The following is a 21919-nucleotide window of genomic DNA, read 5'->3' on the forward strand; positions in this document are numbered from 1 at the left end:
GTGTGTCATCGGTAGGCGATCTGGAAACAGGACAGCTTCACCGTGTCCGAATCGGTCGGCGCGCCCGTCAGGTCCGCGACGAGGAAGTAGCGGTGCGTCGCGTTGGTGACCTTCGCCGGCGGGTCCAGCGGCGTCGGCGTGTTCAATGCGGTGACACTGACGAGGGGCTGCGCCAGGGAACCCTCGAAGTCCCTGCGTCGCAGGCTCACCGTGAAGGTGCCCTCGCCCGATTTGGTGCCGATCACCTTGAGGGACGTGATCTCCGCGTCGTCCGGCAGGACCACGTTCATCAGGCCGTGGGCCTCCTTCTGCCCCGAGGCCTTCTGCGCCACGTCGGTGGAGATCAACCAGGGCATCGCGGCCTGTGTCTGGTTGTTGTCCGTCTTCGTCGGGGTGAGGACCGGCACCAGCGAGAGGAACGACTCCTCCGGGGCGACGAACCGGATCAGCGGATTGAGATGCTCGTCCGCCAGGGTCCGGAACTCGTCCTCCAGTTTGTGGAACCTGATGTTGATGCCCGCGTCGCCGCCCGCCTGGACGCGGTCCTCGTTGTCGATCCAGTCCTTGTGGGAGAACTTGGGCACGTACTTCGGGGGAATCTTCATGTCTCTTCGTCCTTGTCCGGTCGGAGGGAGCGGGCGGGAGGCCGGAACGGCAGCACTTCCGACCTGTGGTAGGTCGGGAAGGTGTAGGCGGGCAGGACGTCGGTGTCGGCTTCACCACCGGCCAGCTCCCTGACGTGGGCGCGCAGCCGCTCGGTACGGAACTCGACGCCGATGGGGTGGAACCAGTTGAGGACGTTCAGCACCAGGTCGTAGCGGTCCTTGCTGATGAAGAAGTCACGCCGTCCGTCCAGGTCCCCGCCGAGGCGGACCTCGCACTGATAGGGCCGCAGGCCTCCGGCGGGGAAGTAGCCCACCCGCGCCAGGACCAGCCCCGGCGTACGGCCCCTGATCCCGTTCACCGGATGGCCGAGGGTGTCGAGCTCCACCCGTCCCTGCGCGGTGGGCGTCGTCGACCAGACGAGCTCCCGGACGGCTCCGGGGCCCAGCACCTGGCGGGACCTCAGGCGGGGCGGCCCGGGCGGGGACTCGCCCAGTGGCAGGGCGTCGGCGAGCAGCGCGGTCGCCGACCCCCGAGGGGCGGCGAGCAGGCACGGCCCGTACGGCGCCGCGGCGGGACTGGGGGCGAGGACGTGGCAGTCGCCGCCCGGGGAGAAGACACCTGGCAGCAGGGTGTCGGTGGTCGTGTCGATCACGTGCACCCGCCCGGCGGCGCTCGGTGTGCCCGCCGTGGCCACGTACACGTGCCGGCCGTCCGGAGCCGCGCGCAGCGCCACCGGGACCGTCAGGCCGGGGAAGCCGCGGACCTCGGCCGTCGGCTGCGCGGCGCCGGTGGAGAAGACCCGCACGGAGGCCGCGGCTTCGCCGCCCGGGCCCTGGGTGAGGCAGCCCACGTACAGCTTCGTCCCGTCGGGTGTGAGGGCGACGTCCAGCACCTGCGTGCCGGGTCCGGTGTCGATGGCGCTCCCCTGGAGTTGCAGGGTGGATCGTGTGACCAGGCAGTAGCGGCCGTCGTCGAGCAGCACGGCGAGGGGCGCGGCGTCGGTGCCGGTGGCGAGCGCGTGAGGGACACCGGGCAGGGTCAGGCTTCCGGTCTCTTGCTGTGTCAGCGGGTCATAGGCGCGCAGCGTCCGGTCGCCGGCGAAGGCGACGAAGAGGCGGCTGCCGTCGGTGGCGAGGGCGACGGGACGTGGCCCTCTGATGGCGGGTGCGGCGGGTGCGGCGGGTTCCAGGGTGGCGGGGTCGAGCGCCGAGACGCGTCCCGGCAGTTCGTGCGCCACGTAGAGCCGGCCGCTCGCCAGGGTCAGCGGGCCGGGGAAGGGCGTCACCGGTGCGGATCGGGCGAAGGTGAGCGTGGGGAAGCCGTCGGGTGGGGCGGCCGCGACGGTGAACGTGGTGACGCGATGGCTGCCGGCGTCGGACAGGTGGACGTGCCCGCCGTCCCGGCTGAAACAGGCGTCGACGGCCTCGGCATGCGGATCGGCGGTGACCGTCGCCTGCTGGTGGACCGCGAGTTCGGCCGGGCCGTGCACCTCGATCGGCTCGCCCGGCGGCACGGCGACGTGGACGACGGGCTCGGCGAGGGGGTCCGGCCGCGCGACCTCGACGAAGGCGAATCCGGCGTCGAAGGCCGCCACGGCCAGCTCGCCGGCGTCCAGCGCGGAGTGCCGCAGGACCAGTGCCCGGCCCTGGCCGCGCAGCCCTGCCGCCTCCGGGTCGAAGGAGCCCAGGACGGACAGGGTGCCGTCGGTCGGCATCAGGTCGAGGAGTCGGTCCAGGCACCGGGAGGCGGTCCGCTGCATCCGGCGGTCGGCGGGTGCGTCGCCGTAGTCGACCGGCGGGCGCTCGCCGAGCAGGTCGTCGGTACGCACCAGCAGGTCGTCCGGGTCGAAGTCCTCGGTGCGCCCTCCGGCTGCCTCCGTCTCGGAGACCGCGCGCCGGCCCGAGCCGCTGATCGACTCTCCCACGGCGAGGCTTCCGGCGGCCGGGCTGATGCGCACCACGCGACTGCCTCCCTGGACATGGCCTGCGCGCACGACCTCCACCTGGAGCGTCACCTCCCCGGGGGCCTCGGCGGTCAGCAGGGCCGGAGTGCCCTGGCGGACGGTGGCGGCGCCGGGCCCGCACCGGATGACCGACCATCGGACCTTGGCGCCGGCCAGGCGGTCCGGTGACGGCTCCAGTGCGAGTGCGACGGGCGGCCCGCCCACGCGTACCTGGTCGATGGCGATGTGAAATGCCGGGCCGGGCGGCTGGGCGACCCGCACCGCTCCCTCGGCGGTGTGATGGACCCAGCCGAACCCGACCGCGTGGGCGTGCACCGCGAGTTCGTCGGAGCCGAGGGTGGAATGCCTCAGGAGCAGTGCACGCCCGACCCGGTGCACATCGGTGGCGGCCGGGTCGTAGGCCTTGAGGATGTGCAGTTCCTCGCCGCTTCCGTGGGGGAGCCGGGCGAGCAGCGCGTCCAGGGCCTGTTTGACGCCGTATTGCATCTGTGTGCCGGCACTGGCCTCGCTCAGACCGGGGCCGCCTTGGTGCAGGCACAGCCAGCCGGGGTCGAAGTCGGGCTCGTCGTCCGGGGTGCCCACCGCCTCGGCCTGGCCGGCGCGCTGGTCGCCGTCGGCCGTGATGCTCTGTCCCTGGATGAGCGGGCCCGGGAGGATCCGCAGCAGTGCGGAGCCGGTCGCGGGCCGCTCCGTCCCCTCCACGATCTCGATCGGTGCCTGCGGGGTGCCGTCCGGGCCGGGGCGGTTGAGTGCTGTGCGCAGTGCGTCGGGAGTGGGCACCAGCCAGCTCTGGAAGAGGGCCAGCCGCATCCGGTAGTGGTCGTCGCTCTCCCCGGTGACCGGTTCGAAGTCGGTGCGGGCGGTGCGCGAGATCCGGACCTCCTCCATCAATCCGACGAAGCCCGCGTCGACGGTCCCGGTGGGCGTCTGTTCCCGGCCCAGTCCGAGGGCGATCCGCTCGGGACTGGACAGTGCGCCCAGTCGGTCCACGTGGTGCCTGGCGACCTCGACACCGTCGATGTGGAGCCGGACGACTGCCGGTCGCGGTGCCTCGGGCGCGTCCGGATCGGGCGGCAGCCGTTCGACGATCCCGGCGACATGGTGGAACCTGCCGTCGCCCACATCCCGGTCCGCGAAGACCTCGACCGGTGTGCCGGCCTCGTCGGCGACCGCGAACCGCAGGTTCCTCTCGACTTCGCGGTACGGTCCGACGGTCAGCGACCAGCCGGGCGCGGAGGCGGAGTTCAGCAGCGACCGCTTGGACAGCACGGCGCCGGGCTGCGGACCATCGCGGGACGCCCGGATGACGGCCTCGACCGTGAGCGGGGTCTGCGGCCCGACGTCGAAGACCGGGTCGTGCCGGACGGTGACGGTGCTCGTGCCGGTGAACTCGAAGGCCGCGGAGAAGCGCCCGATCCGTCCGCTCGACGCGCCCGCGTTCTTCGCGTGGTGGGGGGTGACACCGAAGCCCGCGGCGGCGTCGGCGACGTCCACGACCTCCGTGCCCGGCAAGGCCCGGTCGTCCAGGTGGTAGAGGGCCACCGTCAGGTCGTCCCAGGCGTACGGCCTGGGCGGGAACCGTGGCGCGCCCAGGTCCCGGCCGATCAGGTCGAGGCTGAAGCCGCGGGCGCTGTGTGCGTAGCGCTGGGCGGACACATCGGCGACCTGCCCGGACAGGTCCTCGTAGTCCCAGCCGACCGCCCACAGCAGTTTGGCGAGATTGCCGAGGAGCGCGGTGACCTCCCAGTCCGTCGGCGACTGCGGGGCGTGCGCGAGGGGGGCGATGCCGGTCAGACGGGTCCGGCCGGTCAGTGTGGCGGCGGGGCCGGGGAACTCCACTGCCTTGTCCCGGCCCGCCGGCCACCCGGCGGGGAACTGGACGGGTGCGCGCTCCTCGTCCTGGCCCGGCTCGCGGATGAAGCGGACCTCGACGGTGCACGGCTCGGCGATCCGGCGTCGAGGCGCGAGCAGGTAGCGCGGGGAGTCCGGCAGCCGTCCGTAACGGGCCCGGTAGGCCTCGAAGCCGACGTCGTAGACGCAGCGCAGCGTGTTCTTCTCGGCGCGTTCGAGGCCTACGCCGAGGCGTTCCATGCCCCGGTCGTAGGCAGGGGTGAGCCCACCGCGCATGATGTCCAGGAAGTCGGCGCTCATTGGACGGCCACCTGGATGTCGATGAGCGGGCTGTCGAGGGCGAATCGGGCGATCTCGTCGGGTGCGAGCTGCAGGTTCTCGCCGACGGACAGTTCCTCGGCGCTGCCGTGCACGCCACCGCCGAAGCCGATGTCGCCGAAGACGGGCGCGCACCGGCGCAGTCGCAGGCTCTGCACGTCCACCACTCCGGCGACGGAGCGCACGGTCAGCACGACGTCCGAGTGCAGGACGCCCCGGCCCATGCGGAGCCGGTCGACTCCGGCGGTGACGGCCGTGAGGATCTCGCCCCGGATGGCGTCGGGGTCGTGTCCGGCCTGGACCACGAGGGTGGCCCGGATGCCGACGTCGACCTGGTTGGCCCGTTTGATGTTCGGGAAGACGGACACCGGCCGCCACTGGCGGACGGCCTCCGCCACGGCGTCGTGGACGGGCGCGATGTGCACGTCGCCGTCCTCCCGTCGCCAGGGCCAGCCCGGTTCGACGGCGACGACGACGTCGAAGTAGTACGGCGATCCGGTCTGCCGTTCGGCGGAGAACGCCCTCTGGTCGAAGCGGTAGGTGCCGAACCGGCTGCGTGAGGCGTCGACTCCGCCGAGCGGATCGAAGATCGCCGCGTCCCGCACGCCGGGGACCTCCAGGAGCCGCACGAGCAGCGCCTCCTGGGTCCACAGGGTGCGCGGGACGCCGAGCAGGCGTGCCCGGTAGGCGTCGTCCGGTTCGACGAACTCGCCGCCGGCGACGCCCTCGGGAGCGGTGACGGTGACCTTCGCGGGTCCGAGGTTGAGGTGGACGCGGGCCCAGGTGGGCTCCAGGCGCAGGGCCATGCCCGCCGGGACGTTGCCCTCCCTCCCCCGCACGACGGACCGGACGCGGACGGTGACCGGAGGCGTGTCGGCGGACAGCCGCACCGCCGTGGCGGTCCGCAGGCTCGTTCGGGGCGGCTCCACGGTTTCGATGACGGTGCCCTGCGGCAGCACGATCCGACGGTCGGGATCGATGCCGGTGAGGGTCAGGGAGACCTCCCCCGTGGCCTGCAGCCGACGCCGTTCCAGTCCGAGGTCGGTACCGAGGAGGTCCAGGCTGGCGCCCTGCGCGGTGGTGGCGAAGTTGGCGTAGTACTGGTCCTCCAGGCTGCGCCAGAGCTCGTGCACCTGCACGGCGGCGGCGTCCAGCACCTTTCTCAGAGCGCTGCCGGAGGTGAGGTCGACATCGCTGCCGAACATGGCCCGGGCCCGGGCGTGCTGGTCGGCGATGACGCTGTCGATGCCCTTGAGCGTGAAGCCGTCCGCGGTCACGCCCACCGGGTCGTGGCGCGGGACGGGACCGGTCGGTGGCCGCAGGGCCGATGCGTCGTCAGTCAAGGCGTCCTCCCGACTCGAGCGTCAGCGTGGAGCCGGCCGCCGTCTCGACGACCGCGTAGGCGGTGTAGCTGCGGCGGGACCGGGCCGCTTCGACGATCCGTTCATGCGCCGCCTCGTCGAGTCCGGGGCGCAGTTCGAGGAAGCGCGGGTCGTCCTCGAAGAAGACCTCACGTACGTCCCGGACCCTGCGGTCGGCACTCAGACAGCGCACGAGCTGCATCCGGATGTACTCCTTGCGTGCGGGGACACCGAGTGCGTACCGGCCGACGGCCAGTCGGTCGAAGCCGAACTCGGTGTTCAGCCGGTCGCTGCCCGACTGCGTCTCCACGGCCAGCACCAGTGCCTGGACGAGCGCGTCCAGGCCCCGCACCTGCGCCGGGCCGCCGGTCAGTTCGTCGATGACGAGATCGCCGGCCTCGACCTTGAGGCTGCTGCCGAGGCTGGGCGCGCCCGGGTCGGGGGCACCCGTCCCGTCGGACAGACGGAAGTCGGGAACACCGGGCAGTCCGGCGCCGAGGGGCAGGTCCGCATCGAAGAGAGTCATCAGCTCGCCTCCAGGACGACCTGCCCGGCGTCGGCGACCTTCCAGGTGCCCGGGACGCCGCTCACGGTGATCCCGTTCGCCGTGGCGAGCAGGACGGGCTTGCCGCCGACGGCGAGCTTGACGGCCAGACCGGCCGGTGGCGCGGGGGCGGCGATGACACAGGGCATCGGTGCCGAACCGTCGGGTGATCTCCCGGCGCACGGTGTGACCATGCCCGGGACGGGTTTCTCGGCCGCCCCGAACTGGAAGCCGACTTCCATGCCGCTGCCGACCACACCCTGCCCCTGGACGGTGACGCGCGGATCACCGGTCGTCAGTTTCGTCTGGCCGCCGTGCGAACACTGCAGGACGGCACCCGCCACGAGTACGAGCGGCATCAGGTGATCGCCACCTTTCCGTTCCCGACGGTCAGACTCACCTGACCGTCGCTCAGGGTCACGGTCTGGCCGGTGCCCGCCGAGACGCTGACCTTCCCGTCGGCGACCGTGACGGTCGCCCGGCCGTCGCTCAGGGTCAGGGTCTTGCCGGTGGCCGCCGACACGGTGACGTTCCCGCCGCCGTCGATCCGCAGTTCGGCCCCAGAGGCGTGGCTCAGCAGGAACTCCTCCGCTTCGCCCTCGGTGGGGCGTTCACCGACGCCGGAGCAGTTGGTCTTCCCGACGGACAGCTTCAGTCCGATCGCCTCCACCACGCGGCGGCCGTCGGCACCGGTGAGGTCGTTGGCCCCCTTGCCCGTCGGGCGTGGCTCGGTGCCGGGGGACAACTCCGTCGGCAGGCAGAGCCACCAGTCGCCGGCCTTCGCCTTCGGACGGTTCATCTTCGGATGGTTGGCCCAGAGGAACCCGGCGACCACCGCGTCGTCGCGGGAGTCGCGGACCTGGTTGAGCAGGGCGCGCATGCCCTCGTAGACCGGAACGGACAGTCCCACGTCGTGCCAGGCGAACGGTGAGGCGAGCGGCTTGCCGCCGAGCACCGGCCCGCCGGTGTCGACCGGCACGTCGACGGCCGACGAGACCAGGGCTTCGGACGCCGCGTGCCCGTAGGTCAGGCTCGCCACCCGCTCATCGGACACGGCTTCGGTCACCTGGCCGACGTCGACCGAGGGCGCCAGCTTGCGCTCGTCCCGGATCCGGCCGGCGATGACGTCGGCGATCGCCGTCGGGTCGGCTTTGCGGGCGGCCTCCGTGGTGCTGCGGTTGCTGTCGCCGGCCTTGAAGGCGGCCGCCCGCCCTTTGCACACATAGCCGGTGCTGGGTGAGAAGGAGTGGGTGAGCTGAAGGATGCGGAAGCCTTCCAGCGGGTTGTCGTACCCCTCGACGCTGGCGGCCACCCGTTGCCCGGCCCGTAGCTCGGGCAGGCCGAGCACGGTGAAGTCGAAGGCCGACACGGACGACTGGCCCGGCAGGTCGGTCACGACCCGCTGTTTACCGGTGGCGCCGACCTGGATCGGCTGGAACTCGGCCAGTCGGGCGCTGGCCATGTCCTTCGGCGCGAGCAGGCTCTCCTCGCCGCCGACGAAGGCCAGGACGGCCCCCACGTCGGGCAGGACGGGCAGGCCCCTCGACGGCGGAAAGGTGACGGCGGTGCCGAACTGCGCTTCGCCGTTCTGGACGAGGAGTTCGGCCCCGTGCCGGCGTGCGATCTCCTCCAGCAGCCCGAAGGCGTTCTGTGCGTCGGCGTTGATCTCGGAGATCTTCGGTGTGACCGGGGTGGCCTTCTCGGCCAGGCCCACCTCGGCCGCCTTGAGGATGTGCTCGGCCATCGCCGCGGGTGTGACGTTCTTCCTGGTGGCCCGCGCCATCTCGGGTTTGGCGCCCTCGTCGTCCACCTTGCGCGTGGTGAGCAGTCGGAACGAGGCTTCCTCATAACCGCTCAGACGCACGCCCAGGGGCGGGAAACGCTTGGACACGGTCATCGAGTCCACCCGGCCGCTCAGGACGGGCTTGCGGGAAGCGGACGACTCCAGATAGCCGAGGGTGATGGTGATCTCGACACCGCCCTTGCGGTCGCCGCGTTCCCCTGTCAGCGCCTTGCCGAGCGCCCGCTGCGCCGCCAGCGGCATGGCCGCGAGGTGGACCTGGAAGTGGCCCGGCTGGCCGAAGCCGTAACTGACGCTGATCTCGGCGTCGGTGAGCACCGCCTGGGAGGCGATGTCGTTGGAGACCTTCAGCCCGAGCCGGGGGAAGTCGATCTGGTACCAGAGGATCACTCCCATCGCAGCGCCACCCCGATCACGATGCGGCTGCCGTAGTGACCGCGCCCGTTGAGGTTGCCGCGGGCCAGTTTCGCCTCCAGCAGGCGGATCGCCAGCCGGTCGGTGTGGTGGACCAGTGCGGCCTCGGCGACGAGCTTGCGCAGGAACACCACCCGCGGCCCGTCCGGCCCGGGGCCGACCACACGAAGCACGAGGTAGCCGGGTGGAGAGGTGGGCTGCTCGGCGCGGGCGGGCGGCGCCAGGTCGTAGAGGGTCTGCGGGGGGTCGTCGGGGCCGGCGTGGATGTTGGCGTACAGGCCGAATTCGTAGCTCGTCCCGCCGATCGGACAGCGGAACGCCTGCGGCAGGCCCTCGTCCGGTTCCACGGGCAGCAGGCGGAAGTCGAGTGCGGTCACAGGGAGCCTCCCAACTGGCGCTCCACCGGCACCATGCCGCTCACACTGGGGGCCGCTGTCAGCCCGGAGGCCAGCAACAGGTCCATGGCCTCGCCGAGTGCGGCGGTCACGCTGGACCGCGGGACGTGTTCCAGCGTGATGCTGACGTCGATGGCGTCGCGCTTCTGGTTGGACTGGGTGAAGCGCAGACTGGTGATCTGCATGTCGAGGCTGATGGTCATGCCGCAGACCACGGGGAGCCCGGCGAAGTTCATCAGCGGCGCGGTGGCCGGTGCGAGGACCCGCGAGGTCAGGGCCATGGCCTCCAGGCCCTTCTTGTAGATCAGCCGGCTACGTCCCACCAGCACCGCCTCGATCGATATCGTGCGGGCCGTGGGCGACACGAGCTGGGCGAGTCTGCTCCCGGCGATCCGCGCCACCTGGTAGCCCTCGTTGAGGGTCAGGGTGGTGACCGTGAACAGCGGTACCGCACCGATCAGGACGGGAACGTTCACACCGGCGACCATGGCGTGCGCCTGCCTTTCCTAATCGGTTCCCGGGAGTCCGCGCCGCTTCTCGGGCGCGGGTTCCGACTCGGGGACGTCGTCCAGGAGCTCGCCGTGCGGCGCCTCGGGGGCGGGCGGTTCGACGGCGATCCGTGTACCGCCCGGGGGCTCGGCCGGGTTCCCTTCGATCCGGACGCCGCCGGCGGCCGGGGGTGCCGGCGCGGACGGCTCGGGAACCGCTCGGCGGGCGCTCTCGACGACGTGCTCGAATTCGTCGTCGGTGAGCCAGTCGACCTCCTCCCGGTGTCGCGCCAGCCAGTCGGCGTAGCTCTCGGCCTCGTCGAAGCCGGCCCAGCCCTGGAACGAGGGGTTGTCGGTGAGCTGCCGCTTGATCTCCGCGAGGCGGCCGTGGACGTTTCCCTCCCGCCTGGCGTCGAGGAACTCACGAGTGATCTTCTTGTAGTACGCGTTGGTGTGCACGGTCTGGTGCCTGGTGGCCGCCTGGGGGACGATCCGTGGATCGATCGAGGTCCGCGGCAGGTACACGCCGTTCAGCGCGGAGTTGCGGGGTTCGATGCCGACCTGGCGCAGGATCTGGCGGGGCACTTCCGCGCGTGGGTCCCGGTCCGCGACGATGTGGTGCGGATCGTGCCCGGCGGGGCCCGGCCCCATCGCCGCCGCCAGTTCGGACGCGGCGCTGTCCCCGTGCTGGGGCTGGTGCCGCCGGTCGATCAGGCTCAAGTCCTTGTCCGCGGGAACCTCGTCGGCATCGAGCAACAGGGCCTCCTCGGGGCTGGCGTGCCGCGCCACGTCCTCGAAGGCCGCCGCCAGGTCCGCGTCGTCCGCGAGCCTGCCCGCCCGGTCGAGGCGTCGCGCCTCGAACTCCTCGAGGATCTCCATCACGAGCGCCGGATTGGTCTTCGACAGGCGCTGCAGCCGGTCGAGCAGGTTCTTCATGGCCCGCCGGTTCGCCGCCCGGGTCCGGTAGCGGGCGCGGATGCGCTTGATCCGGGCCACCACGGCGGACCGCTCGACCGTGACCGCGCTTTCGGCGCCCGCGACCAGTCGCCAGGCCAGCGGGTCTCCCCGCTCCAGCGCCTCCAGCACGGTGGCGAACGTGGCCGTCTTGCCCTGGCGGCGTGCCTCGAACTGGAGACGGGCGAGTTCCCGCAGGGTCCGGTCGAAGGCCGCCGTGTCGCCCGCGGTGCGCTCGAAGGCGAGTGCCACCACCGCATAGCCGACCTCTCGTACGGCATCCATGCGCATGGTCTCCGCGGCCAGCACGGTCAGGAACTCGGCTCCGACCTCCGCCCCCGGTCCGATCCGGCCGTAACCGATGTGTTCCATGGTCGCCAGCAACAGGGAGCCGTCCCCGGGCTTGAGCACATCGGCCAGTGCCGCCAGTTCCCGCTCTCCGAGGCCCTCGGGCCCGGCGAGCCGTCGGAACGCCTGGGCCAGCTCCTCGCTGAGACCGCCCGACTTGGCCGCGAGGGTCTGGAGGATCTCGGCCTTGCGCAGCGATTCCCGGACCGCGGGCCCCAGCTCCGGATGGGCGACCAGCTCCGCCAGGGTCGCGGCCTCGGCGACGTCGACGCGCTTGAGCAGCAGGCCCAGGCGGCGCTCGTCCTCGGCGGGCAGCGCGGTGAGCAGCTTGAGGATCTCCTCGTCGGCGCGGAGATCGCGCAGGATCGCGCTGCCGGTGCGCATCGCCCGGGCCACCCGGACCAACCGGGTGGAGATCAGCTCGCCCTCGGCGGTCCTGGCCACCTTGCCGATCAGCGCGAGGAACCGCGCCACGACCGCCAGCTTCTCCGTGAGCCCGGCGGCCTCCGCCGCGGCCTTGATCTCACCGATCCCGACGAACCAGGAGGCCACCTCAACGACCACGGCCCAGCGCACCTTGGCGAACGCCCGCTCACCGACGTGGAGGAGCGCGGCACCGCGCAGGCCGGCCACGAGCTTGGGGCCGATCTGTTTCACCAGCAACGCGCATTCGGCCTGGGCGGGTGCGTAGCCGAGGCGCGCCAGCTCGAACTTCAGGACGAGCTGGGCCACTTGGCCCAGACCCTCGAGGACCTGGGCCGGCCGCGTCAGCATCATGGCCAGTCCCTCGACCATGCCGTACAGCAGGTTCACCAACGCGCCGATGGCCGTCTCGACCTCCAGCAGCAGGGAACGCGCCGCCTGTTCGGTCACGGCGGTCGGCCCGTCCCTCTCGATGGCCTCCCTGACCTCGGGCGGCAGGGCGAACGCCTCGCGGAAGAGCTGGGTCACGCTGTCGACGGTGAGCGGCTCCTTGCCGCCGAACCTGGTGCCGACGGCGACCAGCAGGTCCCACAGGGTGTCTCCGATGTCGCTGAAGAGTTTCTCGGCGACATGGGCCTCGGCCAGCCGTTCACGGACGGCCTGGAGCTCCGCGACGCTCCTGAGCGACTTCATGATCTCGACGATGGCCCGCTCGTGCTCCACCAGCGTCCAGGCGTCGATCAGGACCTGCAGGTACCGCGACTTCGTCGGCCGGTCGACCAGGTTGAACGCCTCCACGTCGAACCGGGCGAGGCGGTCGGCGACCTCCTCCAGGCGGGTGCGGTCACCCTTGAGCACCTGATCGACCAGCTGGTCGAGGTCCCCGAAGACGAGCTGACGGGTCTCCTCCTCTGACAGCTTCGGCTCGCCCCAGACCATCCGCTCGCCGAATCTGCGGCCGGCCGCCGCGTCGGGGGTCACCGGGTTGCGTTCCTTGGTCACCACGGCCAGGACGGCGTACCGGTCGCCGGCGTCGTCCACGAGGCTGCGGTAGATCTCGCCGCCCGTCACCGACTGCATTTCGCGGCCAGTGGGCAGGCGGGCCTCGGCACGCTTGAGGTTCTCGTTGGAGACGGTGGGCGTGGTCGCGATCGCCCACACCCGGCTCTCCTCCGCTCCCACCGGGCCCTCCAGCAGGGCGAAGGACGTGGTGCCGAAGACCCCGAGACCGAGCTGGATCGCCCGGGTCAGGTTGCGGGCGCGCACATGGCGCGGGTCACCGCCCAGGGTGGCCACCCGGCCGCCGGTCAGGGGCATCACGATGTGGCGGTCCAGAGGGCTGGGGCCCTCGACGACCTGATCCGCTCCGGCCGGCTCCCCCGCCTCGCTCTCCGGCGGCTCGGGGACCGCGGGGGGCGGTGCGGGAGTGCGTGCCGCACTCGTGGGCGCGGTCGACGCGGGTGCACGGCGGGCCGGACCCCGGGCGGAGCCGGCCGGACCGGCTGCCACGGGCCCGGACGGCTTCGGTTCGCCCGGCCGGCCTGCGGCCTCGGGAGCGCCCGTGTCGCCTGTGGTCTCCGTGGTCTCCGTGGACTCGGTGACACCTGCGGCACCTGCGGCACCTGCGGACACGTCGACGGCACCCGTGGTGGCACCGGCGGCACCTGCGGTGGCGCCGGTCGCGTCGGTGGCGTCACCGATGCCCGTCCCGCCGGTCGCGTCGATGGCGTCCGCGACATCGACCGGCACCGTGAAGGCCAGTTGCAGACCGCCGTGGGGCACGGCCGCCGGGCTCTGGGCAGCCTCCGCGTCCCCGGACACGGACAGGTCGGCCCGCTCTGCCGCGCCCGGAACCGCCACCTGCGCCGAACCGGCCGCGGGGGCGGCTCCGACGGCCTGCAGATCGGGAGGCTGGAGCGCTTCCACGGCTCGTGCCACGGCGCGCAGCAGCACGTCCTCGAGCGCGCGCCGTCGGTCCGGCGGCAGTTCCCGCCCGTCCGTCGACTCCAAGGTCAGCGCATCGCCGTCCGGCAGGTGCGGCCGGATGTGGAGAACGTCTCCGCCCCGGCTCATGACGCGTCCACCTCGGCCAACTGCCGTAGCAGCGCGTTCCGTCGGCGCTGGGAGGCGAGGTGCTCCTCCGGGTTCATGGAGGTCTCCGTCACCCAGGACTCCTCGGCCGCGATCCGGGCCCGCAGGACGGCTGCCAGATCCGCCTTGCCGAGCGGCTCGAGTTCGATCGAGTACGTCGTACGGATGAGGTCGTGCTGCCACACCCCCGTCCACCAGCGGCTTCCGCCCGTGACCCGCTCGGTCTCGCTGCGCTCGACCGGCTCCGCTCCGACGCTCACCGAGGTCAGTTCGGCCTCCGCGCCCATCAGGTTCTCACCGCCGCCTCTGCGGTAGATCGTGGTGAGAATCCCTACGACGGCGTACAGGGGCTTGCCGGGCCGGGCCAGTTGAAGGTCCACCAGGTCCTCGAGGCGGTCCTCGATGCGGGCCTGGATCGCTGGTTCCATCGCCCTCAGCCGGGGTTCGGTCCACTCCTGTATCTTCCGGGTCTCGTACTCCTGCCGGATCCGGGCCCCGACGGCCGCCCAGACGACCGCCCCGACGATCTTGGCCAAGCCGATCCCGCCGCTGCGCAGTCCGCTCGCGATCCGGACCTTGACCGGCACCCGCAGCGGTTGCCGGGACATCGCCCCGCCGACCCGGCGGCGCACGGCCTCCGTCCCGGCATGGGAGGCCGGACGTCCCGCCGCGACTCCGGCTGCCTTGGCGTCCGCGACGTCGGCCCGCCGCGCGGCCCTGACGTCGGGGCCGACGAGGTCCTCGAACTCCACCCCGCGCGGCAGCCCCGTGGCGCGGGGCGCGTAGCCGCCGGCGTTGGTCACCTTCAGCTTGACGTCGAGCCCCGGCGGGATCGGTTTCCCTGCCCGGACGGCCGTCAGCGAGGCTTCCAGCCTGTGCAGGACATCGGCCTTCTCAGGGAAGTCCGGCATCGCACGCACCTTGGCCGCGGCCTCCTCCAGGCTCGCGCGCAGGTTCCTTCCCAGGGCGGTCGCGGAGCTGCCCTTGGCCGGGTCGAGGCCTCCGTGAGCCTTGTTGTCGATGAGCCACAGTTCGCCGTCGCCCGGACGCACGGCGATGGCGTCGATACCGCGTCCGGTCAGCTGGTGCGCTCCCGGACCGGACGACGTGATCACCATGCGGAATCCGCGCTGTCCGAGGAGGAAGGGCAGGTCGTGCTCGCCGTACGCTCCTCCCGCGTGCGCCGCGGTGACCCGGAGCGGCACGTCGGCCGGCGGCGGTGTGCCGACGCCCGGGACCAGCGCGTGCGGCAGGCTGGCCGGCGGGGCACTCGGGGTGACGGTGGGTGGGCCGCCGGCGGCGGGCGCCGACGCCGCTCGTCCGGCCCGGCGGTGCAGCTCGCTCTCCAGCGCCCGCAGGTACGCCTGGGTCGTGGTGTGGGCCGGGTCGGTGTCGGGATGCCCCAGCAGCCAGTCCCGTGCGTGGGCGTACTCGGTGTCGAGTTCGCTGTCCGTGAGCACCGCCGGGTCGCCCGCCCGTCCCGCAGAAGCGGCCACCGGCACGGACTTCAGCGCGCCTGCGCCCTCGTACGAAGGGACTCGGTAGTCCCGGCCGCCGGCGTCGACCCGGTCCGTGTGCAGGTGCTCACGGGCCACTGCCGGCTGCGCGGGTTCCCGGCCGCTGACGGTCGCCAGGTGGCTTCGGGCCTGGGTCAGCCGCGCGCTGAGCGCCTCCTCGACGACCCGCCCGAGCTCCTCCAGGTCCGCTGCCGACGGCTCGCCGACGACCGACACGGTGATGGGGAAGTGGCACGATATCCGCGGCATCCCGGCTCCTCGGATCATCCAGTCGTCACGCCGATGCCGGCCCGCGGCCGGGGCGGTCTCAGCGGAACGCCTGGTACAGCTGGTCCCAGATCTCGTCCTCGATGGCCTTCCTGGTCTCCGGCCCGATGTCACCGGTCAGCACCACGTGGATCGGGAAGTAGTAGTGGACCTCGGTGCCGGAGCGGGCCGACACGGCCGCCTCCGAGCCGGGTGCCGGGACGACCTTGTCGCCCTCGTGTACCTCGACCAGTCCGGCTCGTTCGACGGACTGCGTGCCCTCCTGGTCCGGTTCGGTCATGGGTCCGCACCACCCTTTCGCAGGTCAGCCCTTGGCCTTGGGCACTGTCTCGAGGCAGATGCAGTTGAACGTGGTCGTGGGCACTCCGTCGATCACCATGGTGTTGGCGACGGACGTGATGTAGCACCTGTTGAAGGAGATGTCCTGGAACGCCCAGTCCGATCCTTTCGCCTGCTGGACCGCGACGGTGAAGCTGGTGTGCTCCATCGCCATGGCCGTCAGCTTCGCCACCACCGGGCCGATCGCCTTCACCGCCATGGTGAACGTGAACGCCTTGGGCTGGACGACGTACGCGACGTTGTCGGCCTCCAGCGAGTGCAGCGGTTGCACGGGGACGTTGAACGTCGGGTTGAACGAGTCGATGGGTGTGACCGGTTTGCCGTCCAGCATCACGGCGAGCCGGGTGTCCCACTTCAGGGCGTCGGGCATGGTCTTTCACTTCCTCTGGCGCGGCCTGAAGGCCTGGTCAGCCCGTGAAGACGAGGTCGATCTTCAGCCGGTGGATGGCTCCCGCGTAGACGACCTGGACGGTCATGTCGACCGAGCGCCGCGCGCGGGCCTGCTTGATCTGCTGCGCCTCGGCCGGAGCGAGATCGGCGGGCTCCTTGTCGAAGAGTGTCAGCAGCGGTACCACGATCGAGAAGTCCTCGATCACCTGCTGCGCCACCAGCGGGGAGAGCACCGACTGGACCAGGGTGACGACGGTGCGCAGCCCCACCCGGGAGATCCGGAGGTCGCCGATCGCGTCGATCAGCGTCGCCTTGATCTGGAAGTTGACGTCGTCGAGCGTGCGGACGATGTCGATGTACTTCTTGTTGCGGCTGGCATCCGCCGTGTAGCCCTCCCCCAGGTAGAGCGCCTGGCCGGGGAGCAGGACGGGGCTGGTGATCCAGTTGACGAGGTTCCGGTCGTATACGTCGATGTCCGAGTCCGAGAACGTCCCGGTCATGGCGATGCTGATCGGTTTGAGCAGCATGGAGATGTGCGGACGGTACCCCGCGATCACTCCGGCGGTGGCCGCGGCGACATCCTCCGACGACTTGTGGGCGACCAGGACCATCCGCTCGCTCTTGACAGCGCCGGTGATGAGCTTCACGGCGTCGTCCGCCTTGAGGGCGGGGTCGAACATCGCGACGCCGATCCGTTCCTTGCCGTCGCCCAGGTCGGCGGCGACGTGGTCGGCCAGTTTGCCGATCAGCGCGCTGTTGGCGTTGTTCAGCGGTGTGTCCGCCAGGACGACGAACTGCACGTTGAGTTTGGCCACCTCGGCCAGAGCCGCGTCCCAGGCCGCCGGCCTGTCCGTCTCCACCGGGACACCCCAGACCTTGGTCGGGGGCGGGGACTGGCGGAAGGCGATCCGCACCGCCCGGGCGAGGTCGCTCCCCTCACCGGGCACCTCGGTGACGTCCGCCCCGGCCGGGCGCGCTTCCTTCAGGGGGGAGTCCAGGGTGAGCGTGAAGTTCGCGGCACTCGCCGCGGAACTCGCCACCTTGTGTTCCTCGCCGGTGCCGTCCGTACCGATGCGGATGACGGTGTCCTTGCGCAGGTCCACGGGAACGACGATCGCGGGATCCCCCTTGGCCGCGTTGCTCGCCAGCTTGGTGCTGCCGGGTGGGAAGGCCCTGGCGATGTCCGCCGGGTTGCTGAAGTCCTTGGGCTCGGGCCGTGCGCCAGGGAAGCCACTGGTCCTGCCGATGATCGCGATGTCTCCGAAGGCCCGGACCGCTGGCGCGAACAGGTCGCTGGTGGGCCGGACATCGATGTACTTGACCGTCATCGACGGCTCCTTACGTTTCCTTGCTGCGTGCCGGCGCCGCATCGGACTCGCCGCGCCGCTCTTCGGCGGGCTGCCTGGTCTCACTCACGGGGAGTCGACGAAGGCGGTCGCACAACCCTCGGCAGCCAGCAGGTCGGACACCTCCCGCGCTGATCCGGGTGGGTCGGGGACGGTGAGTGCGGCAGCGGGGAAGACCGCCAGCCATGCGCTGGTGGCGAGCAGAGCCCCGCCGTCGTATTCGTCGGGGCGCGGGCGTGAGTCGTCCTGCGCGCCACGGCACTGGACCAGTCGGCGCAGGGACGCCGCGAGGTCCAGTTCGGCGAAGAAGAGCACCGCGATCCGCAGCCGGTATCTGCGCGCCGGCGCATTCGGATCGAACGGAGGCGCCTGCGCGTAGTGCAGGCGGTACAAGCGTGGGAACTGCTCCTGCAGTTCCCGGAAATCCGCGACGTTCGCACGGCGCATCAGCTCCGGAAGGTCGAGGAAGTCGAACCGGGCGACGAACTCGTCCTCCGGCAGAGCCGACACGTCCTGCGAGTCGATGGATTCCAGCGCACCCTCGGTGAGGGCGACGCGCGCCGTGACGACCGTGTCCAGTGCGAGGTCGATCCAGTGGGGCGCGGTGACGGAGGGCATCTCGACGACTGCTCGGGACTGGGCGACGTCCGGCAGCAGCTTCTCCCAGCTCCCTTGCATCTTCAGGGGGGCGCTCACCGGGACCTGGAAGTCCTTCGCCGTGACGGTGACCGAGTCGACGGAGCGGACCTCCAGTCGGCTCGGTTCGTAGACGGCGGCCAGGAGAGTTCGCAGCCGTGTGCCGTCCGGGTCGTCCGCGGGTTGCAGGAGTTGGCCGACCTGGACCGGATCCAGGTAGCGGACCATCATCTTGTCGGGGAATCCGGACATGGCGATTCCAGACACAGGGCACGGAATCGGACGACGGCATGCCGCCCGGAGGGGACGCGAGCACACGCCTCGGATCCCGCAGCGGGGTACTGCTCATGCGGGACCCGTCCGGAAAGAACTTCCAGGGGGCGCGTTCCAGGAGCTCTCCGACGGAGAGATCTGTTTCCACGGTAAGCCGATCGGGGCGCCGCGGCATCTCAGGACTCGACGGCAGGTCACTCGCCGAACGCATGGCCCGGCGCCGGAGACGGCCGGTCCGGGACGACGCCGGCGCGCTCGGCCGCCGGGCGGATCGCGGACTTCAACTCACGGGACGGGCGGTCGCGTTCGGCGGGATGCGGAGATCGCCTTCGAGAGCACCCGCTGCCGCGGAGCCCCGAATTGCGTCCTCACCACCAATGGTTCACGCTTCAAGTGGACCGACCTGACGCACCGGCACGGGAGTTGACCAGCCCTCGCCGACCGGTCGGCCCCGAGCCGCTCCCCTCGGCGTACCCGGATCGAGACGCCTCTCCCCGAGTGGCAGTCAGCTGCTGCCTGGCACAGACTGGACGGTGCGGGCGGCGGAACATGCCTGGTGCATCGGCCGAGCGGGAGGCTCTCCCCCACGAGTGTTCCGAAATGGACCGACAGCCGTCCAACGACGTTCCGTCCGTCGGAACGACTCTCGAACGCCCCCACCTCGCGACGCGGACACGTCCGCGGCACGCCTCGTCCCGGCGGCGCAGTCGGAGGAGATTCTCGTGTACGGGCACGTGCGAAGCATCACCGACCGGCAGCCGGTCCCCATGATCGAGGTCAGTGTCCAGCACGACGCGACTGTCGTCGAACACACCTACACGGACACCGAGGGGCGGTACGACCTGGCGGTCCCCGCCGGCGACACGGTGACCGTACGGTTCGACACCCATGAAACGCTGAACAACGCCGAGGACTGGCATCCGTCGGTGGCGGCGAACGTGGTGGCGAGCGACAAGGTTCCCCTGGACCGGTATCTGCTCCCCGTCGGCCATGGCGCCACCGAGGCCTCGGCGGTGGACGCGCTGAGCGGTTATTTCTTCGCCGCCGGCCTGTGGGCCCAAGCCGAGCGGAATGCCGCATACGCCCGAACGGCAGCCTCCCGGCTGGCCGGCCTCAAGCTGACCAGCCGGGTGCTTCAGGAAGTACAGCTGCGGCTCCTCCAGCACTTCCGGGCGTCCGCGTAGGCGCCCCCTCTGAGCGTTCAGCCACAACGGAATCGCGCGCCGAGGACGGGCTGCCGGAACAGGCGCCGGACGGTGTGCGCGGCAAGGAGGCGAACCACCATGACCACCACGGCATATCGACGTCGGACGGACCAACTGCAGGAGCAGATAGAGCGGGCCAGCACCCGGTACGAGGAACGCGCCGCGGCCCGTGAGCGGACCCGGCAAGTACTGGACGGCCAGGGGGTGCTGTACGCGGACTCGCCGGAACGGGTCACCACGCGGCTGGCCCGCCTGGGAGCGGACTGGTCACAGGCCACCGCCATGGAAGGCACTCCGCGCCTGCCCACCACCGGGAGCAGCCTCTCCGGGCTGGCCCCGGAGAACTTCGGCACCGACATGCTGGGCCTGGAACGGCTGATGGGTCGCAACGACCTGATCGATGTCAGGTTCCTCGAGAGCGGCTACCTGGCCGCACGCTCCGTGGGCCGGGTCGTCGTCCGCGGCCCCGAGGCGCATGTCGGAACCGGTTTCCTGACGTCCCCGTCCCTGATGCTGACCAACAACCATGTCCTGGCCGACCCCCAGGAGGCCGAACGCGGGGTCATCGAGTTCAACTACCAGGCCGGCGTCGACGGGCGCACGATGACGCCCATCGTCTTCGACCTGGAACCCGGCCGGTTCTTCGTCACCGACCGGGACCTGGACTTCACGTTGGTCGCGGTGGCCGACCGAGGCCGGGGCGGCGAGAGCCTGAAGGACATCTCCTGGCTGCCGCTGAGCGAGGCCCAGGGCAAGGTGATCCTGGGCGAGATGGTCAACATCATCCAGCACCCCAACGGTGAGCCCAAGCAGCTCGCGCTGCGCGAGAACGAGGTGGTGGACCTCCTGGAGGACTTCGTCCACTACTCGACCGACACCGCGCCGGGTTCCTCGGGCTCCCCCGTCTACAACGACCAGTGGGAAGTGGTGGCCCTGCACCATGCCGGCGTCCCGCTCAAGGACGCCGACGGCCGCTTCCTCTCCGTGGACGGCAGCCTGTGGCGGCCCGAGATGGGTGAGAGCCGGCTGGCGTGGAAGGCGAACGAGGGAGTGCGGATCAGCCGTGTGCTGCAAGCGGTGCGGCAGGCCGCCGTGTCCGGCCCCGCCGGCGAACTTCGGGCCGGCCTCTTCGAAGGCGTCGCCGCTGCCCCGGCCGCCCCCGTGGGCGTCGGCGTCGCCCCCGGCACTCCGCCGCCTTCCACCAACGGAAGGGCCGGCTCCACCGCGACCGTCGGGGCCGACGGGGCGTCGCGGGTGACGGTGCCGGTCGATGTCGTCGTCACCGTCCAGCCCCGTACCGCCGCTTCGGCACCGCCTACGGCCGCCCCGGTGGGCGTCGGTGTCGCTCCCGGCGCTCCGCCGGCGGCGACCGTCATCCCGGTGAACGGTCATGTCTCTCCCGCCGAAGCGGACCTGAAGGCGGGGCTGACCAACCTGGACGTCGGCCGGGAGCGTTTGTACTTCGACGCCGACGCCGACCGGATCGCACGAGATGCCTACTACGCGGGGCTCGACGGTGCCGGCCGAGCCGAGCTGGGCCCCGCCCTCACCGATCTGCTCGAACGCACCCACGAACGTAAGCCCGCCTACAAGCCGATGCGCATGCTGTATCCGTGGGTGGACCTGCACCCCGACAAGCAGCTGCGCAGCATATATTCCGGCCAGGTGTTCGCTCCCGAGGAATTCATACGGGCCGACGCCGCCGTGGAAACCGCCCGCATCCAGCGCTGGCAGGAACTGGCCTTCAGTGAGGCCTTCCTGGGCGGGGAAGCACTCGCCGCGGAGATGGAGGCCCTCGAAGCGGCCCTGGCGTTCAACTGCGAGCATGTGGTGCCGCAGTCCTGGTTCGCCAAGCGTGAACCCATGCGGGGAGACCTGCACCACCTCTTCGCCTGTGAGACCACGTGCAACAGCTTCCGCAGCAACATCCCCTACTTCGACTTCACCGACCCGGAAGAGGTCAGCCGAGGATCCTGCGGACGGCGTGAGCGCCAGGGCTTCGAGCCGTCGGCGGGCAAGGGCCCCGTCGCCCGGGCAACCCTGTACTTCATCCTGCGCTACCCGGGACTCGTCGGGGACGCCGACGCCGAACTGCAGCCGGAGCAACTCGCCACCCTGCTGGACTGGCATGAATCGGACCCGGTCGGCCTGTACGAGCAGCACCGCAACTTCGCCATCGCGGAGATCCAGGGCAACCGCAACCCGCTCGTCGACCACCAGGAATGGGCCCGCGCCATCGACTTCGCCCACGCCTGGTCGTGACAGACGCTGCCCTGTTCGTCGCCGGTTCGGGGCCCTGATCAGCGCCAGGGCCCCGCACGGCGTGGGCCGTCGACTCGCTAGTCTTCGATCAAGGTGCCATGTCGCTGAGAACCGGTGCCGAGCGATC

At 71.2% G+C, this 21919-nt stretch carries 16 protein-coding genes; 2 read left to right on the plus strand and 14 right to left on the minus strand.

Annotation, left to right across the window (positions count from 1 at the left end):
• Window positions 1-5: 5 nt before the first annotated feature.
• The 14 genes from ACZ6D7_RS26825 to ACZ6D7_RS26890 all read right to left on the minus strand — a co-directional run bounded on the left by ACZ6D7_RS26825 (window position 6) and on the right by ACZ6D7_RS26890 (window position 18304).
• Window positions 6-605: a hypothetical protein gene (locus ACZ6D7_RS26825; protein ID WP_469495681.1), complete on the minus strand. Its 600-nt coding sequence runs from the start codon at window positions 603-605 to the stop codon at window positions 6-8.
• Complete coding sequence (locus ACZ6D7_RS26830) at window positions 602-4720, minus strand: LamG-like jellyroll fold domain-containing protein (RefSeq protein ID WP_469495684.1); 4119 nt, start codon at window positions 4718-4720, stop codon at window positions 602-604. The genes ACZ6D7_RS26825 and ACZ6D7_RS26830 overlap by 4 nt, the downstream gene beginning before the upstream one ends.
• On the minus strand, window positions 4717-6081 hold the full coding sequence (locus tag ACZ6D7_RS26835) for a baseplate J/gp47 family protein (protein WP_469495687.1): 1365 nt from the start codon (window positions 6079-6081) through the stop codon (window positions 4717-4719). The genes ACZ6D7_RS26830 and ACZ6D7_RS26835 overlap by 4 nt, the downstream gene beginning before the upstream one ends.
• Window positions 6074-6625 carry a hypothetical protein gene (locus tag ACZ6D7_RS26840; protein WP_469495689.1) on the minus strand — a complete coding sequence of 184 codons (552 nt, stop codon included), beginning with the start codon at window positions 6623-6625 and terminating at the stop codon, window positions 6074-6076. The genes ACZ6D7_RS26835 and ACZ6D7_RS26840 overlap by 8 nt, the downstream gene beginning before the upstream one ends.
• The gene (locus tag ACZ6D7_RS26845) at window positions 6625-7002 is read right to left on the minus strand and encodes a hypothetical protein (protein WP_469495692.1); all 378 of its coding nucleotides are present in this window, start codon (window positions 7000-7002) and stop codon (window positions 6625-6627) included. Before ACZ6D7_RS26845 ends, ACZ6D7_RS26840 begins: the two co-directional genes overlap by 1 nt.
• A complete protein-coding gene (locus ACZ6D7_RS26850) occupies window positions 7002-8840 on the minus strand; it encodes a hypothetical protein (RefSeq protein WP_469495695.1) in 1839 nt (612 codons plus the stop codon). The genes ACZ6D7_RS26845 and ACZ6D7_RS26850 overlap by 1 nt, the downstream gene beginning before the upstream one ends.
• Window positions 8831-9235, minus strand: a complete 405-nt coding sequence (locus tag ACZ6D7_RS26855) for a hypothetical protein (RefSeq protein WP_469495698.1) — start codon at window positions 9233-9235, stop codon at window positions 8831-8833. Before ACZ6D7_RS26855 ends, ACZ6D7_RS26850 begins: the two co-directional genes overlap by 10 nt.
• Window positions 9232-9729 (minus strand): hypothetical protein, encoded by a 498-nt coding sequence (locus ACZ6D7_RS26860; RefSeq protein ID WP_469495702.1) that lies wholly within the window; start codon window positions 9727-9729, stop codon window positions 9232-9234. The genes ACZ6D7_RS26855 and ACZ6D7_RS26860 overlap by 4 nt, the downstream gene beginning before the upstream one ends.
• A 30-nt stretch (window positions 9730-9759) precedes the next feature.
• Window positions 9760-13539, minus strand: coding sequence for an AHH domain-containing protein (locus ACZ6D7_RS26865; RefSeq protein WP_469495704.1), 3780 nt, complete (start codon window positions 13537-13539; stop codon window positions 9760-9762).
• Entirely contained in the window at window positions 13536-15323 is a 1788-nt protein-coding gene (locus tag ACZ6D7_RS26870) for a hypothetical protein (protein WP_469495706.1), read from the minus strand. The genes ACZ6D7_RS26865 and ACZ6D7_RS26870 overlap by 4 nt, the downstream gene beginning before the upstream one ends.
• Window positions 15324-15381: 58 nt before the next feature.
• Entirely contained in the window at window positions 15382-15621 is a 240-nt protein-coding gene (locus ACZ6D7_RS26875; protein ID WP_469495711.1) for a hypothetical protein, read from the minus strand.
• Window positions 15622-15645: 24 nt separating this feature from the next.
• Window positions 15646-16050, minus strand: coding sequence for a hypothetical protein (locus ACZ6D7_RS26880; protein ID WP_469495714.1), 405 nt, complete (start codon window positions 16048-16050; stop codon window positions 15646-15648).
• A gap of 37 nt (window positions 16051-16087) precedes the next feature.
• Window positions 16088-17398, minus strand: a complete 1311-nt coding sequence (locus ACZ6D7_RS26885; RefSeq protein WP_469495716.1) for a hypothetical protein — start codon at window positions 17396-17398, stop codon at window positions 16088-16090.
• Window positions 17399-17482: 84 nt separating this feature from the next.
• On the minus strand, window positions 17483-18304 hold the full coding sequence (locus ACZ6D7_RS26890; protein WP_469495719.1) for a hypothetical protein: 822 nt from the start codon (window positions 18302-18304) through the stop codon (window positions 17483-17485).
• 743 nt (window positions 18305-19047) lie between these two features.
• Here ACZ6D7_RS26890 and ACZ6D7_RS26895 point away from each other — a divergent pair.
• Both ACZ6D7_RS26895 and ACZ6D7_RS26900 read left to right on the plus strand, forming a co-directional pair.
• Complete coding sequence (locus ACZ6D7_RS26895; RefSeq protein WP_469495722.1) at window positions 19048-19509, plus strand: carboxypeptidase regulatory-like domain-containing protein; 462 nt, start codon at window positions 19048-19050, stop codon at window positions 19507-19509.
• Between the two features lie 99 nt (window positions 19510-19608).
• Complete coding sequence (locus tag ACZ6D7_RS26900; RefSeq protein ID WP_469495726.1) at window positions 19609-21792, plus strand: endonuclease; 2184 nt, start codon at window positions 19609-19611, stop codon at window positions 21790-21792.
• Window positions 21793-21919: the final 127 nt, after the last annotated feature.

This window comes from Streptomyces sp. NPDC041784, assembly GCF_055591025.1.

What these genes read in the sequence shown, in the direction of transcription:
- ACZ6D7_RS26890 (WP_469495719.1), bottom strand. Translation starts at nt 18,304, where the DNA reads ATGTCCGGATTCCCCGACAAGATGATGGTCCGCTACCTGGATCCGGTC.
- ACZ6D7_RS26885 (WP_469495716.1), bottom strand. Translation starts at nt 17,398, where the DNA reads ATGACGGTCAAGTACATCGATGTCCGGCCCACCAGCGACCTGTTCGCG.
- ACZ6D7_RS26825 (WP_469495681.1), bottom strand. Translation starts at nt 605, where the DNA reads ATGAAGATTCCCCCGAAGTACGTGCCCAAGTTCTCCCACAAGGACTGG.
- ACZ6D7_RS26880 (WP_469495714.1), bottom strand. Translation starts at nt 16,050, where the DNA reads ATGCCCGACGCCCTGAAGTGGGACACCCGGCTCGCCGTGATGCTGGAC.
- ACZ6D7_RS26870 (WP_469495706.1), bottom strand. Translation starts at nt 15,323, where the DNA reads ATGCCGCGGATATCGTGCCACTTCCCCATCACCGTGTCGGTCGTCGGC.
- ACZ6D7_RS26875 (WP_469495711.1), bottom strand. Translation starts at nt 15,621, where the DNA reads ATGACCGAACCGGACCAGGAGGGCACGCAGTCCGTCGAACGAGCCGGA.
- ACZ6D7_RS26830 (WP_469495684.1), bottom strand. Translation starts at nt 4,720, where the DNA reads ATGAGCGCCGACTTCCTGGACATCATGCGCGGTGGGCTCACCCCTGCC.
- ACZ6D7_RS26865 (WP_469495704.1), bottom strand. Translation starts at nt 13,539, where the DNA reads ATGAGCCGGGGCGGAGACGTTCTCCACATCCGGCCGCACCTGCCGGAC.
- ACZ6D7_RS26850 (WP_469495695.1), bottom strand. Translation starts at nt 8,840, where the DNA reads ATGGGAGTGATCCTCTGGTACCAGATCGACTTCCCCCGGCTCGGGCTG.
- ACZ6D7_RS26900 (WP_469495726.1), top strand. Translation starts at nt 19,609, where the DNA reads ATGACCACCACGGCATATCGACGTCGGACGGACCAACTGCAGGAGCAG.
- ACZ6D7_RS26845 (WP_469495692.1), bottom strand. Translation starts at nt 7,002, where the DNA reads ATGCCGCTCGTACTCGTGGCGGGTGCCGTCCTGCAGTGTTCGCACGGC.
- ACZ6D7_RS26840 (WP_469495689.1), bottom strand. Translation starts at nt 6,625, where the DNA reads ATGACTCTCTTCGATGCGGACCTGCCCCTCGGCGCCGGACTGCCCGGT.